This window comes from Arthrobacter gengyunqii (genome assembly GCF_023022985.1).
Classification (GTDB): Bacteria; Actinomycetota; Actinomycetes; order Actinomycetales; family Micrococcaceae; genus Arthrobacter_B; species Arthrobacter_B gengyunqii.
The window spans coordinates 302,574-316,097 of sequence record NZ_CP095461.1 but is presented as its reverse complement, the minus strand read 5'-3'; the positions used below and the strand labels follow the sequence as shown (position 1 = coordinate 316,097).

Genomic DNA, 13,524 nt, shown 5'->3' with positions numbered 1-13,524 from the left:
AGGCGAGCACTCACTCCTTTGGAATACGGCGGCAGCTGCGGTGGTTGCCGCCGAGTATGAAGATCATCGGAGTGGAAAATTTCGGCGGACCCGAAGCCTTGACCGTCCTGGACGTTCCCGAACCCCACGCAGGACCGGGCGAGGTGCGCATCCGGGTCAAGGCTGCAGCCGTAAGCCCGACTGACACTGTCCTGCGCGCTGGTGGACAGAGCAAGGGGGCCGGCAAAATCCCGGCAATTCCGGGCATGGACGCCGCCGGAATTATCGACGAGGCGGACGGGGCCGGCGGCTGGCAGGTCGGAGACAGGGTCATGGCCGTGGCGCTGCCCCTGGGTGAGCATAAGGGAGCCTATCAGGAATATCTGGTGGCCCCTGCAGACTCCCTCGCTCACATCCCGGCCGGCATGGATTTCGCAGAAGCCTCAACCCTGCCCATGAACGGGCTGACGGCTGTCCAGACACTGGAGAAGCTGGATCTGCAGCCCGGCCAGTCACTCGCCGTGACCGGAGCGGCCGGAACGCTGGGCAACTATCTGGTGCAGCTGGCCAAACATGCAGGCTTGGTGGTTGTCGCGGACACCGCAGAGAAGGACCGTGCCCTGGTGTCCGGGCTGGGACCGGACTACGTCGTAGCGCGGGGCGACGACGTCGCCGAGCGGATCCGGGAATTCTTTCCCGACGGCGTGGACGCTCTTGCCGACGCTGCGGTAATGAACGATAAAGCCCCACCTGCAGTCAAGGACAACGGCGGTTTTGCCACCTATCGGTGGTGGCAGCAGGATCCCGGGCGGGGCATAACGGTGCATCCGATTGCGGTCCGCGAGGAATACCATTCCGGCCTGAAACTCGAGGCACTGCGGCGCCTCGCCGAGGACGGAACGCTGACTCTTCGGGTTGCCGATCGCCTGGCGGCGGAAAAAGCCGCGGAAGCCCACCGCAGGCTGGAGGCCGGCGGGGTTCGCGGCCGATTGGTGCTGCTCTTCTAGGCGCCGCAAAACCGCTTAGAGCGGAACCCAGCGGCCCCGCTGCCGCCGCAGGACGCGCAGCCGTTCCGCATCAGCGACCATCTCCACCGCGTGGCGCATGTTCGCTGCGGCGCGCAGCGCCTGGGAGTTCTCCAGCGACCATTCGTTGTCGGGAACCATGAAGCGGAGAGTGATGCGTGGAATTCCTGAAACGATGTCGAGCTGATTCGCTTCGACGTGGTGGCTGGCCGCCAAAGCCGCCACTGCCGTTTCCATTACCGCTTCCGGCGGAGTTCCGGGCTTGAGCCCCGTGATGTTCAATTGGGCTCGGAAAGAAGGCATAAGAACAGGTTAGACGGTGGCTCTGTCAGGCCCAGCCCGCCGGGACCGCCAAAGAGGGATGCGGATGAGCGTGCTCACGGCATCACCGATCTTCGGCGCTCCCGGACCAAACGGAGCTTAGAGTTCGCGTTCCTCGGAGTCGAAGTCGGCCAGCGGATCTCCGCCCAGGTGTGCCGGATCATCGCTGCCGTCCTGCTCATCCGCTGCGACGGGATCGTCAAAGTCCACGTCACTTGCCGCTTCTCCGATGGTTGGAACCTCCGGCGGAATCTGGGAGTCGCCTTCTTCGAACCGTTCTTCGGCGGTTTCGTCCCGCAGCGTCTGGTCCGACAGCAATCCGGGTTCGTTGGCAAGGGGCTCACCGGCCAGCAGCGGGTCCTCCTGCCAGCGGTCGGGGTTGTCTTCGGCCGCACCGGGATAGCTCAGGGCCTCCGGGTCCACGAACTCGTCCGCGCCGGACAGATCGTCCGCGTCGATCATGTCGGTCAGCGGCACTTCGGCAACTTCATCCGGAGTCACAACATCGGCAATGTCATCGGCCAGTACGGGGTCGTCGCCCAGCTCGGGGTCGGGAATGCTCTGCTCGTCCATCAATCGTGCCTCTCCTTCAGCTTTGTCGCTGCCCGCGCCCGACTGAACCGGGCCGCAGGCAGATCCTCATTAGTAAGCCTACTGATGCTTACGTTTCAACACCACCCGGGCTCCCTCCGCGGAGTACGGCCGGACTACGGCCGGACTACGGCCGGACTACGGCCGGAGTACCTGCCGACTAGCGCAGCGCCGAAATTCCTGTAATGTCCCGGCCCACAATGAGGGAGTTGATCTCATACGTTCCCTCATAGGTATAAATGGCTTCAGCGTCGGCGAATACCTTTGCCATGCGGTAGTCGGTCACGATGCCGTTGCCGCCCAGGATGCTGCGGCCCAGGGCAACGGTCTCGCGCATTCTGGCGCTGGCATACGACTTGGCCAAAGCGGCCTGCGCCATGCCGCCGTCGGAGCCGCGCTGGCCGCTACCCTCACCGTCTGGCCCCTCTGGCCCCGAGCCGCTCCGGCCGGCCGCTGAGGGATATCCGCCCCGTTCCAGCTCCGACACCCGGGCCAGCATCCCCGTGCTGGCCACGGTGTTTCCGAGCATCCGCACCAGTTGTTCGGTCACCAGTTGGAACGCGGCCAGGGGCCGGCCAAACTGCCGGCGTTCCACGGCATACGCGCGGGAGATGTCCACGGCGGCAAGCTGCGCCCCCACCGCCTGCCATCCCACCATGATTCGCGAGCCGCGCAGGAGGTGCTTAATGTCGTCAAAGCTGTCGATTCCGGCGAGGCGGTCATTTTCGGAGACCCGGACCTCCGTCAGGGTGATGTCGGCGTTCTGGACGGTCCGCAGCGCCGTCTTGTTTTCAATCCGGGTGCGGTGGACACCGGGCAGCGAAGCATCCAGCAGGAAACCCCGTACCTTTCCGGTGGCCGGTTCCCTTGCCCACAACAGCATGTAGTCACAAAAGGTCCCGTTGCCGATCCAGCGTTTGGTGCCGTTGAGGAGCCAGGAATCCCCGTCGCGGACCGCTGTGGTTTCCATTCCGCCGGCCACGTCCGAGCCGTGGCCCGGTTCAGTGAGGGCAAAGGCTCCGGTGATGCGAAGCGCCATCGCATCGGCCAGCAGCCGGTCCTTTTGCTCGGCGGAGCCGAAGGCGTGCAGGGCCTCCACGAACAGGTCATGGTGAACCATGAAGAACGTGGCGATCGAGGTATCCGTCCGGGTCATTTCAGCAATGACCAGCCCCGCAAACAGCGGACTGTAGCCCTGCTGCACCGGGGTGGACAGCTCCAGCGCCGCCAGTTTGGGCAACAGCTCGGAGGGGAAATACGCATCCTGCCACCACTTCGCCGCATACGGAGCCACCTCAGCCGCCAGGAAGGTCCTCAGCTCGGAAAGCTTTTCCTGTTCGGGCTGGCTGAGCATCTCTTCAAACCCGAAAAAATCAGCATCCGGAAGTTCCGCACGGCCGGGGAGTTTTCCTGCATCTGCAGCCAACAAAATCAGCGCGGTCCCATCCGGATGGCACCGTCAAGGCGGATGGTTTCACCGTTGAGCATTTGGTTTTCAATGATGTGGGCTGCCAGCGCGGCGTACTCATCCGGCCGGCCCAGGCGTGACGGATGCGGCACCTGCTGCGCCAGGGAGTCCTGGGCCTCCTGGGGCAATCCCGCCATCATGGGAGTTTCAAAGATTCCGGGGGCAATCGTAACCACGCGGATCAGATGCCGGGCGAGCTCCCGGGCCAGCGGCAGCGTCATGGCCGCCACCCCGCCCTTGGACGCGGAATAGGCCGGCTGGCCAATCTGTCCGTCGAAAGCAGCAACCGATGCGGTGTTGATGATGACACCGCGCTCCGAGGTGCCGCCGGTCTCCACCGGCTCAGTCTCCGCCATGGCCTGCGCCGCGAGCCGGCTGACATTGAACGTTCCGATCAGGTTCACCTGGATCACGCGGGCAAAGTCCTCCAGCGGAAGCACCCCGTTGCGGCCCAGGACTTTGCCGGGGGTGGCAATGCCTGCACAGTTGACGGCAACGCGCAGCGGTCCGGCGTTCATAGCCGCTTCCACCGCTGCCGCCATTTGCTCCGAATCGGTGACATCGCCGGGGACAAAGTGGGCGTTGTCGCCCAGCTCAGCAGCGTAGGCCAGCCCGCCCGAAGACGGCAGGTCCACCAGAATCACTGATGCTCCGGCGTCGTACAACCTGCGGGCCGTAGCCCGCCCCAGCCCGGAGGCACCTCCGGTAACGAGTGCCGATGCGCCTGAAATGTCCATGCGTACTCCTGCGTCAAAGTTTGCGCGCCCCTGCGGCGGCGCTTCTCGAGCCTACTGTGATCAGGCACACATCGCATCTTCGGGCGGGGTCCCACGCCCGCCAACAGCAGCTTTGACTGTGACGGCGGCGCGGACGGGTCTAGGGTGGTTCGCATGCTGCCCGAGCAACCACTGCACGAGATCCAGGCCCGCGCCGATGAGGCTGCGGCATCAGTCACTTCCGCTTTCGCCCGGCCGCTGCTCGGACTTCCGGGCACGAGGCTGGCCAGCATCGAAAGCCCCGTCCCGCAGCGCCTGCTGCCCGGTCCCTGGCACTACTGGTGGCAGGCCCACTACGTTGATGTGCTCGTCGATGCGGCCCTGCGCGGAGTTCCCGACGCCGCCCGGCAAGCCCACCTGCTCATTCGCACCATCCGGCTGCGGAACGGACTGCGGGCCACCAACTGGTATTTCGATGACATGGCCTGGCTGGCGCTGGCGGTGGCGCGGTTCGATGCCCTCCTTCCCTCCCGTCCCGGACGGCGGCCGGACGACGGCGGCTCCCGGCGGCCGGCGGCACGGCCCCATCCCCGGACGCTGGCCGCACTGACGAACGCCCTGCGCTCGGCCCACACCTTGGAGTTTGGCGGCGGGTTGTACTGGAACCGGCGCCGGACTTTCAAGAACACTCCGGCCACCGGTCCGGCTGCACTGCACTTCGCCCGCAGTGGTGAACGCGAGCGCGCCCAGGCCCTGGTCGACTGGCTCAACACCCATCTGCTGGACCCCGGGACGGGACTGTATCTGGACGGCATCAAAGCGGTCGGGAGCAGCTCCGCAGAGGTCGTCGTGGAACGCGCTGTCTATTCCTACAACCAGGGCCCGGTTCTGGGCGCACTGCTGGAATTGGGCGGTCCGGCCAATCTGGCACGCGCCGCCGAGCTCATCGATTCCGTGCAGCGGGAGCTCACCTACGACGGCACAGCAACGCTGCGCACCCACGGCACGGGGGACGCCGGCCTGTTCACCGGCATTCTCGGCCGTTATCTTGCCCTGGCCGCAGTGTCGCCAACCCTGCCGGCCGACCGACGGGAGCAGGCGGCAGGATTGGTCCATGCCACCGCTGAAGCGCTCTGGGCGGGAAGGACCAAGCAGGGACAGCGGACCGTCTTCTCACCACATCCGCTGGAACCGGCCGAAAGGCACTATCCCGCGGGAACCGGCGTCGGCCTCTCCACCCAGCTCTCTGCGTGGATGCTCCTGGAGGCTGCGGCGCGCGTCCGGCGCGGGCTCGGATAGGGCTTGGGTGAAGAGCGGGCTTGGGTAAAGCGCGGAGTTGGGTGAGTGCCAGCTCGGGCAGGGGCCGGATCAGCCCGCCTTTAGCGGATGCTGCGATGCCGCCGCCCGGTCGTCCAGGTCAGCGAGCGTCAGCCGGTACCGGGGCTCCGGCGGCAGCGGGTTGCTGCTGTGCACCTCCAGTGCTGCGTTAATGTGCAGGACTTCGCCGGAGTCCATCAACCGCCAGCGAGGGTTGTCATCCATTTTCTCCGTTGCCAGCAGCACCGCCGGCAGCTGGCCCTCCTCCATTTGCCGACTGTGCACACTGATCCGCTGTGTCCGCATCCCGCCGTGGTGCTCCGAGCCGGCGAGCTCCAGTACGTAGAGGGGATGTGTGTCCGGATACCGGACAGCCCAGACATCGGTCCCGGTCGTCAGAATGATATTCACTGCGAACAGCCGCAGGTTTTCCGCCACCCAGGCCAGCGCCGAGACGATGGCCGCTTCGACGTCGCCCCCGTTGCTGCGCGCCTCCGCCGTGATCAGGGCGAAGACCCGCTCACTGTCGGTATCGCCCTTCACCAGCTCCATCACGCCAAGTTGCCGCAGCCGCGCCTCGAGCCGGTCCAGATCCTCCACCACACCGTTGTGGGCGAGCAGGCGGTTGTCCTGTTCGAAGGGGTGGGTGTTCACCAACAGGTTGCCGCCCGTGCTGGCATACCGCACGTGGGCGAGGAACGTGATGCTGGACAGGTCCCGGGCTTCCGCGGCGAAGGCCTGGTCTTCATAGGCGGCGATCGGAGCTTTTTCCACCACGGGCCGCCCCTCGCCGTCGAAGGTGCCTATCCCGAATCCGTCAGCTTCCCGCCGGCTCTGCTGCGACAGGCTGTCCGGAGCGGTGAGGAGCCAAAAGGTGGCTTTGACGGGAGTTTTGCCGGCGTGCATGCCAAAGAGACGACACATTGATGGTCCTTTGCAGTTCTGCCGCGGCACGGCTCCCCTGCCGCGGACTTGCCCGGTGATTCCTGTGTTCAAGAGTCCCGCGGGCACAGTTCAATGACAAGGGAACCAGAGGCGGGGGCGGGCCGATCAGCGCACTCGGCGCTGCGGATAGGGCGTTTCGCCCTCTGCCAGCATTTGGACGACGGTTTCTATCCGGCGTTCCCTCGCCGCCGCAGTCTTCAGCGTGCTGAGCCGAAAGAACAGCGCATACCGGTTCTGGGAGTTCAAAATGTCATACGTCGCCTGTGCCTCGGGAACCTCGGCGATGGCAGCCAGCAGGTCCTCGGGCATTACGGCGGTTGCGGGCCCGGCATAGGCTGCGTCCCAGCGGCCGTCGGCTTTTGCCTGCTCGACGGCGGTGCGTCCGGCCGGCTGCATCTTTCCGTCCGCTTCCAACTGTTCCACGTATCCCACGTTGCGCAGGCTCCAGATGCTGCGTTTGCCCCGCGGAGTGAACCGCTGGAAGTAGCTTTCCGCGTCCCGTTTGTTGGCCTGGCCGTCGATCCAGCCAAAACACAGCGCCTCCTGCAGCGCTCCGGCGTAGGACAGGTTCGTGACGGTTCCGCCCTTTCGCCCCAGAATCAACTGCACCCCCGGGGACTGCGAGTGGTGGGCATCCAGCCACATCCGCCACGCTTCTGCGTGCGGGAGCAACAACTCCGGCAGCGGTGCCTTGGGCTGCGATTTTGGCCGTGGCGGCTTCGGATTGTTGCTGCTCATCCTCCGAGAGTAAACCGGGGCCACACCGGGCAGAAGGCCTCCGGCAGTTCAGCCGAGGGCCAAAGCGCCGCGCGTCGGTTCAGCGCACTCCCCGGTTTGCGGTAGAACACTGCTATGAGTGTTCGTACCCCTGACCCCTATCCCGGCTGGCTTTCAGAAGATGAGCTCCGCGAGGCGAGGCAACGGCTCCCCATGGTCTACGTCGAAGCCGTTCCGGTCCGCTGCGACCCCCTGGGCTACGTCACGGAGGTGGGGCTGCTGCTGCAGGCCACGGCCGAAGGCAAGATGGTCCGCACGTTTGTCTCCGGACGCGTGATGTACCGCGAAACCATCCGTGCCGCGCTGCTGCGCCATCTGGAGAAGGATCTCGGCCCGATGGCCTTCCCCCAGCTGCCGCCGGCCCTGGTTCCGTTTGCCGTCGCCGAGTATTTCCCGTCGCCGTCCCAGTCCGGGTTGACGGATGAACGCCAGCACGCCGTCGCGCTGGCCTACCTGATTCCCGTCACCGGCGAATGCGATCCCCGGCAGGATGCCCTGGAGTTGTCCTGGCTGACGCCCGATGAAGCACTAAGCCCCGACATCTACGCTGAGTTTGCGGGCGGACGCGGCGACCTGCTGCGGCAGGCACTGGCCTCGGCCAGCTGGGGCCGCTGAGCACCCGTTACCGCATCTTTATATACTGGGGGCCGACTGCCCGAAGAGAAGGAACCTGCCATGCCTGAGAGCCAACCGGAATCTTATACATTCCGGGTCAATGCCGAGCTTCTTGAGCCCGGGCAGATTCCGGTCCATGAGAGCACCTCGCTGGCTCCGGTGAAGGACAGCTCGGTGGAGAATGATGACTTTGGCGTGCCGGCCCTGGTTCTCCTTGTCCTTGAAGACGGCATGACCCTGCGCCTCGCTTACGGATCGTCAGTGCGTGTCCAGGCTCCCGCGCCGTCCGGCTCCCCGGCGGACGCGGTGCGGGTGGCGCCGGCGGAGGAAGAGAACTACGCCGCCGTCATTGCCGCGGCAGCCGCTGCACACCCGGACGATGACCGGGTCCAGGAAGTGGCCGCGAGGCTGAGCCGCGGACTGAACGTAAAGTCCGGCAGCAACCTGCAGGACGTCCGGGACCTGGCCCACACGCTGTACGTGGACCTCGACGACTCAGACAATGCCCTGCTGGTCTGCAACATCATCACGGGGCTGCCGTTTGACGGCAACTTCGGCCGGTGGAACTGGATCCAGGGCGCCCTCTCGCTGGCCGCGCACATCACCCATGAAGCGGGCGACGACGAAACCTCCGCCGCCTATGCGCAGGCCGTCCGCGCCGGAGATGCCGCCGAAAGCGATCCGCTGAAGGCAAAGCTGGCCGCGGAGCTGCTGCAGCGCCAGCTGAATGAACCCAACCTGTACGACCGGGAGATCCACCGTGCGGCCGAGGCCGGCGACGAACACAGCGAACGCGACTGGCGTGTCCTGAGGCTGGATGCCCTGCTGTACCTGCGCGCGCACGGCGGGTCGCAGACACTTTCGGAGCATGAACTGGACCGTCGCATCCGCAATGAGCTGATTGCCGTACGCGGCCTGAACCTCGATTTGTAGGGGGCTCGACCTCCAGGCTGCGACCAATAGGTGGCCGACCGGCAGGAACCGACCGCTAGGGACGCGGGGCTGCCGGAGCCGGCAGCTGTCCTGAACCCGTGCCCGGACCGACGCGGCTTCGGATGCGCCGGCTGCGCAGATGGATGATCAGGACCATGGCCATGCCCACTGCCGCACCGATGACCGTCTCCACGGCCCGATCCTTGATGAGCAGCGCAGAATTGCTCGGGTGCGCCAGTTCGGTGCTGACCAGCGCCAGCGGCGTAATGACCACTTGGGCCAGGGCGTATTGGCGGATTACCAGCATCTCGGCGCCGAACTGCAGCACCGCAATCACCAGCACCATCTGCCACGGGTCCAGCCCGGGCAGCAGGATCAATGCAGTCAGCACCAAACCGGCGAAGGTTCCCAGGATGCGGTGCAGGCCGCGGTACAGGCGGTGGCGCACGCCCACCCCCACCAGGGGAACCGTGGCTGCAACCATCGCCCAGTAATTATGGCCAATGCCCATCAGGGTGGCGATGGACCCGGCAACCGCGGCGGCCACCGCGTACAGGCCGGCGTCGATCCACACGGTTCTGCGCTGGGCGGCAGTAAACCGGGGCCTTTCAGGCTTCACCCAAGGGGTGCGGTGCGCAGGATGGAGCCGCCCGGACAGGCCAAGCAGCAGGGAAAAGCAGACGGTGCCCACGGCCACCAGCAAGGCCTGCCACAGCGGCGGCTGGTTCGGGACCGAGGAGATGGCAGCGTAGGCAAAAATGTGGAACAGCGAACCAGTGGGACGAAGCCGCCAGAACCCTGTGCCCAGCGTTCCCAGTCCCGCCACTGCGGTGGTGCCCAGGACAATTCCCCACGCGTCCGGCTCCAGCCGGGAGGTCAGCGCTCCGGCGGTGATGACAGCCAACATCAGGGCACCGGCCCGCAGCTGATGCCCAAAACGCTGACGGTGCGGCTCATTCCTGCCGTAGATGCCGGTAAAGGCACCAAACGAGGCAAAGATCGCCAAATCAATCCGGCCGAAAGCCAAGAGCAGCAGCAGGGGAATCCCCACCCCCAGGCCGCAGCGCACCGCCACCTGATGATCATTGTGGGCGGGTGCGATCCGGAACATATCGCGCAGCAGGTTCAAGAGGGCAGCGGCCTTTCAGGTACATTTTCTGCAGTTGTTTGGGGTGCGGTCGAGTCCGCTCTTTCAACCGTACGCCCGCCTTTTGCCGCGCCCGGAAATATGTGGCGTGCATCCCAGCCGGAGCAGCACAGGCTCCCGGAACTGCCGGAACCGGCGGGTAAGGCAAAATGGAGGGGTGCCTTCCTCAACATTTTCCTTCGCCCTCGGTAAGCGCCTGCGCGAAACCACTGCCCCCACCGCTGAGCAGACGCAGGCCAACGGCGGTGAGTTCCAGGGCCGCACCGGAACGATCACCACGCCGCACGGCGAAATTGCCACGCCGGCCTTCATTGCCGTAGGCACCAAGGCCACGGTCAAGGCGGTCCTTCCGGAATCCATGGCGGACCTTGGCGCGCAGGCACTGCTGGCCAACGCCTACCATTTGTACTTGCAGCCCGGCCCGGACGTACTCGACGCCGCGGGCGGCCTGGGCAAGTTCATGAACTGGTCCGGTCCCACTTTCACCGATTCGGGCGGTTTCCAGGTGATGAGCCTTGGCGCCGGCTTCAAGAAGGTCATCAACATGAATGCGGACGGCACCACCCACGCCACCGGCGCGGATGACGCCGTCGCGCCGGGCAAGGAACGCCTCGCGCACATTGACGACGACGGCGTCTGGTTCAAGTCCCACCTCAACGGCGACAAGCACCGGTTCACGCCCGAAGTCTCCATGCAGGTCCAGCACCAGATCGGCGCCGACATCATGTTTGCGTTCGATGAGCTGACCACGCTGATGAACTCCCGCGAGTATCAGGAAATGTCCCTGGAGCGCACCCGGCTGTGGGCGCTGCGCTGCATTGCCGAACACCGCCGGCTCACCGAAGAGCGGGTCGGTAAGCCGTACCAGGCGCTGTTCGGCGTACTGCAGGGCGCCCAGTACGAGGACCTGCGCCGGAAGGCTTCCCGTGACTTGGGCGCCATGGACTTCGACGGCTTCGGCATCGGCGGGGCACTGGAGAAGGAAAACCTTGGAACCATCGTGCGCTGGTGCACCGAAGAGCTGCCCGAAGACAAGCCTCGCCACCTGCTGGGGATCTCCGAACCGGACGACATCTTCACCGCAATCGAGAACGGTGCCGACACCTTCGACTGCGTCTCCCCCACCCGCGTGGCCCGCACTTCAGCGTTCTACACGCCGCACGGCCGGCTGAACCTCTCCAACGCCCGCTTCAAAAAGGACTTCACTCCCCTGGTGGAAGGCTGCGACTGCTACGCCTGCGCGCACTACACCAAGGCCTACATCCACCACCTGTTCCGGGCCAAGGAAATGGTGGCCTCCACCCTGGTGTCGATCCACAATGAACGCTTCACCGTGAAACTCGTGGACGATGCGCGGCTGGCCATCGAAGACGGTTCGTTCTTCGACTTCAAGGCGGAGACGCTGGGGAAGTACTACAGCGCGAAGGTCTAGCCGGAAGCTCAGCCTTCCGGCGTACCGGCAGGCACTGCAGCACCGTAACTCGGTTCACGCTTCTTGATGGCCTTGATGACCACGGCCGTTACCGGGACAAACAGGAACTCAACCAGCGTCTTGTACACAAACCCGAAGATCACGTAATTGATGAAGCCGCTGGCATCGGTGATGCCGATGACGGGCGCCGCAATGGCGCAGAAGATCAGGGTATCGGCGAACTCGCCCACACCGGTGGAGGCCATCAACCGCCCAATGAGTGCCCGTTCCCGGAACTTCTCCTTCATCCGCACCAGGACCCAGGAGTTCAGGGTCTGTCCGGCCAGGAAGCCGAGCAGGCTGGCCAGCACGATCTGCCACACGGGTCCCAGCGCCAGTTCCAGGGCTGCCTGCTTCGCCTGGCCGTAGTCGTCGTCGAATCCGGGCAGCGCAATGATCACGGCAAAACTGACTGCCGCCAGCGCCGCAACCGCAAAGCCCGTGAAGATGGCCCGCCGTGCCGCCTTGAAGCCGTAGACCTCACTGATGACGTCGCCGAGGATGTAGGCCAGCGGGAAGAGGAAGAATCCTCCGTCGGTCACGATGCTGAAGTCGCCGAATACCGGCCCCAGGACCACGCCCTTGGTGGCGCCGATATTGGAAATGACGATCACCACGCACATGAGCGTCAGGATGATGTCGTAATGGGAGCTGCCGCGGGCGGCGAATGCCGGAGCGGGCGCCGTATCGGCGCCGGTCTGGGTGTGCATGGGTCTTCCGTTTCCTAGTGGTTTGCCTGGCTTTCGCCGGCTGTATTAGCACTGTGCCCGCTGCACCGGGCGGCCCGAGAACGGGCCGCCGTCAATTCTGCCATGTTCTGCCCTGCAACACTGCCACCCTCTTTTTTGAACACGTTCAAAAATGTGATGTACTGACAGGCGCGCCGGGACGCTGAGCGCATATAAGCGGACCGCGCCTATCCCTGAACCAGCGCCTGCAACTGAACCAAGGAGCGCTGATGGCCGCGACGGCCAAGAGTGAACAGACCCGACGGCTGCTGATCGATTCCGCCCTCGCCCTTTTCCGCAGCCAGGGTTATGCCAACACCACCATGCGCTGCATTGCCGAAACCGCCGGGGTTTCAGTGGGCAACGCCTACTACTACTTCCGGTCCAAGGACGAGCTCGTGGCTGAGCTGTACCGGTTTCTCCAGGATGAACACCGCAGCCGATCCCTGCCCCTGCTGCGCGACGGACATAATCTGGGTGAGCATTTGCGCGCCGTCCTGCTGGCAAATTTGGATGTCATGGGTCCCTACCACGATTTCGGTGCCCATTTTCTGCACACTGCCATGCCGCCGTCGTCGGCCTCACCGCGCGGCAGCCGCAACGGTGCGGCGGACACGGGCGTGGGCCGCGCCAAATCGATCGCCCTGTTCCGGCAGGCCGTCACCGTGTCCCGGCCGCAGCCGCCGCTGGCCATCCGGGATGATCTGCCCGAGCTCCTGTGGCTGGTGCACATGGGGGTGACGCTGTTTTGGATTTATGATCGCTCGCCGGGGCAGCGCCGCTCGCGCCGGCTGGTGGAGAACGTCGCTCCGCTGGCCGCGAAGCTGGTCATCCTCTCCCGCCTGCCCGTGGTTCGCAATATCGTGGAGGACGTAGTCCACCTCTTCCAGGGAGCCCGACGCGATGACTGACAAAGGCGACGACGACGCGCTTCCGCCCGCATTGATACCCGCCGACGTCTTGGCCGGCGAAACTGCGTCTGCCGATACTTTGCCTGCCGATACTCCGCCTACCGATACTCCGCCGCGGCATCCGTACGCTGCACCCGGCCCGCTGGCCGTAGCACTGGGGTATGTCGTGGGCTGCCTTGTCCTGGCGGTAATCGCCACCACAGTGGTGGGATGGGGAACGTCCCGCGATTTCTGGGGCTATGTCTGGACTGTCATTGTCGCCGCTTTCTATGCCGCCGGGCTCGGCCTGTTCACCGCCCTGCCGGTCGCCCTGATCTTGGGCTGGTCGCTGCGCGGCGTCCTCAGCCAGGGCCTCCATGTCCTGGCCTTCTTCGTCGTGCCGGCGCTGCTCGGCTGGGTCATCATCGGCCTGAGCGTCCAGGCAGTGGTGGTACCTCTGCTCATGGGCGCAGCCATCGGAGTCTCCATGGCCGCGGGCCGGGCCGCCGTCTGGCCGTTTGCCCGCGCCTAGCGCTGCCGCCGGCGAACCGGTTTTCCCGCCCTGGCCCGCCCGGCGCGCGGGGCCAACCCCAGTGGCACC

15 protein-coding genes are annotated in these 13,524 nt (G+C 65.3%); 7 read left to right on the top strand and 8 right to left on the bottom strand.

From position 1 onward, the window contains the following. Window positions 1-56 precede the first annotated feature (56 nt). Entirely contained in the window at window positions 57-986 is a 930-nt protein-coding gene (locus tag MUG94_RS01570) for an NADP-dependent oxidoreductase (RefSeq protein WP_227909093.1), read from the top strand. A gap of 15 nt (window positions 987-1,001) precedes the next feature. On the opposite strand, the gene MUG94_RS01565 is transcribed toward MUG94_RS01570, so the two are convergent. The 4 genes from MUG94_RS01565 to MUG94_RS01550 all read right to left on the bottom strand — a co-directional run bounded on the left by MUG94_RS01565 (window position 1,002) and on the right by MUG94_RS01550 (window position 4,121). Continuing rightward, window positions 1,002-1,307: a hypothetical protein gene (locus MUG94_RS01565; protein ID WP_227909094.1), complete on the bottom strand. Its 306-nt coding sequence runs from the start codon at window positions 1,305-1,307 to the stop codon at window positions 1,002-1,004. Between the two features lie 117 nt (window positions 1,308-1,424). After that, window positions 1,425-1,898 (bottom strand): hypothetical protein, encoded by a 474-nt coding sequence (locus tag MUG94_RS01560; RefSeq protein WP_227892459.1) that lies wholly within the window; start codon window positions 1,896-1,898, stop codon window positions 1,425-1,427. A gap of 178 nt (window positions 1,899-2,076) precedes the next feature. Further along, window positions 2,077-3,270, bottom strand: a complete 1,194-nt coding sequence (locus MUG94_RS01555; RefSeq protein ID WP_227909179.1) for an acyl-CoA dehydrogenase family protein — start codon at window positions 3,268-3,270, stop codon at window positions 2,077-2,079. A 77-nt stretch (window positions 3,271-3,347) separates the two neighbouring features. Beyond that, a complete protein-coding gene (locus tag MUG94_RS01550) occupies window positions 3,348-4,121 on the bottom strand; it encodes a 3-hydroxyacyl-CoA dehydrogenase (protein WP_227909095.1) in 774 nt (257 codons plus the stop codon). Window positions 4,122-4,274: 153 nt separating this feature from the next. Between MUG94_RS01550 and MUG94_RS01545 the strand changes: the two genes are divergently transcribed. Then, a complete protein-coding gene (locus MUG94_RS01545) occupies window positions 4,275-5,399 on the top strand; it encodes a glycoside hydrolase family 76 protein (protein ID WP_227909096.1) in 1,125 nt (374 codons plus the stop codon). Window positions 5,400-5,468: 69 nt separating this feature from the next. Here the strand turns inward: MUG94_RS01545 and MUG94_RS01540 are convergent, their stop codons facing one another. Together MUG94_RS01540 and MUG94_RS01535 are read right to left on the bottom strand one after the other, a co-directional pair. Continuing rightward, on the bottom strand, window positions 5,469-6,341 hold the full coding sequence (locus MUG94_RS01540) for a class II glutamine amidotransferase (RefSeq protein WP_227909097.1): 873 nt from the start codon (window positions 6,339-6,341) through the stop codon (window positions 5,469-5,471). Between the two features lie 126 nt (window positions 6,342-6,467). After that, window positions 6,468-7,100, bottom strand: coding sequence for a YdeI/OmpD-associated family protein (locus MUG94_RS01535; RefSeq protein WP_227892464.1), 633 nt, complete (start codon window positions 7,098-7,100; stop codon window positions 6,468-6,470). Between the two features lie 114 nt (window positions 7,101-7,214). On the opposite strand from MUG94_RS01535, the gene MUG94_RS01530 reads away from it, so the two are divergent. Continuing rightward, window positions 7,215-7,754 carry an NUDIX hydrolase family protein gene (locus MUG94_RS01530; protein WP_227892465.1) on the top strand — a complete coding sequence of 180 codons (540 nt, stop codon included), beginning with the start codon at window positions 7,215-7,217 and terminating at the stop codon, window positions 7,752-7,754. Between the two features lie 60 nt (window positions 7,755-7,814). Next, on the top strand, window positions 7,815-8,687 hold the full coding sequence (locus MUG94_RS01525) for a DUF6707 family protein (RefSeq protein ID WP_227892466.1): 873 nt from the start codon (window positions 7,815-7,817) through the stop codon (window positions 8,685-8,687). Window positions 8,688-8,742: 55 nt separating this feature from the next. Here the strand turns inward: MUG94_RS01525 and MUG94_RS01520 are convergent, their stop codons facing one another. Beyond that, window positions 8,743-9,816: an FUSC family protein gene (locus MUG94_RS01520; RefSeq protein WP_227909098.1), complete on the bottom strand. Its 1,074-nt coding sequence runs from the start codon at window positions 9,814-9,816 to the stop codon at window positions 8,743-8,745. A gap of 175 nt (window positions 9,817-9,991) precedes the next feature. Here MUG94_RS01520 and tgt point away from each other — a divergent pair, with 175 nt between their 5' ends. Further along, entirely contained in the window at window positions 9,992-11,266 is a 1,275-nt protein-coding gene (gene tgt / locus MUG94_RS01515) for a tRNA guanosine(34) transglycosylase Tgt (protein WP_227892468.1), read from the top strand. A gap of 8 nt (window positions 11,267-11,274) precedes the next feature. On the opposite strand, the gene MUG94_RS01510 is transcribed toward tgt, so the two are convergent. After that, window positions 11,275-12,015 (bottom strand): queuosine precursor transporter, encoded by a 741-nt coding sequence (locus MUG94_RS01510; RefSeq protein ID WP_227909099.1) that lies wholly within the window; start codon window positions 12,013-12,015, stop codon window positions 11,275-11,277. Between the two features lie 248 nt (window positions 12,016-12,263). Between MUG94_RS01510 and MUG94_RS01505 the strand changes: the two genes are divergently transcribed. After that, a complete protein-coding gene (locus MUG94_RS01505; protein WP_227909100.1) occupies window positions 12,264-12,944 on the top strand; it encodes a TetR/AcrR family transcriptional regulator in 681 nt (226 codons plus the stop codon). After that, window positions 12,937-13,455 (top strand): hypothetical protein, encoded by a 519-nt coding sequence (locus MUG94_RS01500; RefSeq protein WP_227909101.1) that lies wholly within the window; start codon window positions 12,937-12,939, stop codon window positions 13,453-13,455. The genes MUG94_RS01505 and MUG94_RS01500 overlap by 8 nt, the downstream gene beginning before the upstream one ends. The last annotated feature ends 69 nt before the right edge of the window (window positions 13,456-13,524 follow it).

Coding starts and splice junctions, on each gene's coding strand:
- MUG94_RS01570 (WP_227909093.1), top strand. CDS start 57: ATGAAGATCATCGGAGTGGAAAATTTCGGCGGACCCGAAGCCTTGACC.
- MUG94_RS01565 (WP_227909094.1), bottom strand. CDS start 1,307: ATGCCTTCTTTCCGAGCCCAATTGAACATCACGGGGCTCAAGCCCGGA.
- MUG94_RS01560 (WP_227892459.1), bottom strand. CDS start 1,898: ATGGACGAGCAGAGCATTCCCGACCCCGAGCTGGGCGACGACCCCGTA.
- MUG94_RS01555 (WP_227909179.1), bottom strand. CDS start 3,270: ATGCTCAGCCAGCCCGAACAGGAAAAGCTTTCCGAGCTGAGGACCTTC.
- MUG94_RS01550 (WP_227909095.1), bottom strand. CDS start 4,121: ATGGACATTTCAGGCGCATCGGCACTCGTTACCGGAGGTGCCTCCGGG.
- MUG94_RS01545 (WP_227909096.1), top strand. CDS start 4,275: ATGCTGCCCGAGCAACCACTGCACGAGATCCAGGCCCGCGCCGATGAG.
- MUG94_RS01540 (WP_227909097.1), bottom strand. CDS start 6,341: ATGTGTCGTCTCTTTGGCATGCACGCCGGCAAAACTCCCGTCAAAGCC.
- MUG94_RS01535 (WP_227892464.1), bottom strand. CDS start 7,100: ATGAGCAGCAACAATCCGAAGCCGCCACGGCCAAAATCGCAGCCCAAG.
- MUG94_RS01530 (WP_227892465.1), top strand. CDS start 7,215: ATGAGTGTTCGTACCCCTGACCCCTATCCCGGCTGGCTTTCAGAAGAT.
- MUG94_RS01525 (WP_227892466.1), top strand. CDS start 7,815: ATGCCTGAGAGCCAACCGGAATCTTATACATTCCGGGTCAATGCCGAG.
- MUG94_RS01510 (WP_227909099.1), bottom strand. CDS start 12,015: ATGCACACCCAGACCGGCGCCGATACGGCGCCCGCTCCGGCATTCGCC.
- MUG94_RS01505 (WP_227909100.1), top strand. CDS start 12,264: ATGGCCGCGACGGCCAAGAGTGAACAGACCCGACGGCTGCTGATCGAT.
- MUG94_RS01500 (WP_227909101.1), top strand. CDS start 12,937: ATGACTGACAAAGGCGACGACGACGCGCTTCCGCCCGCATTGATACCC.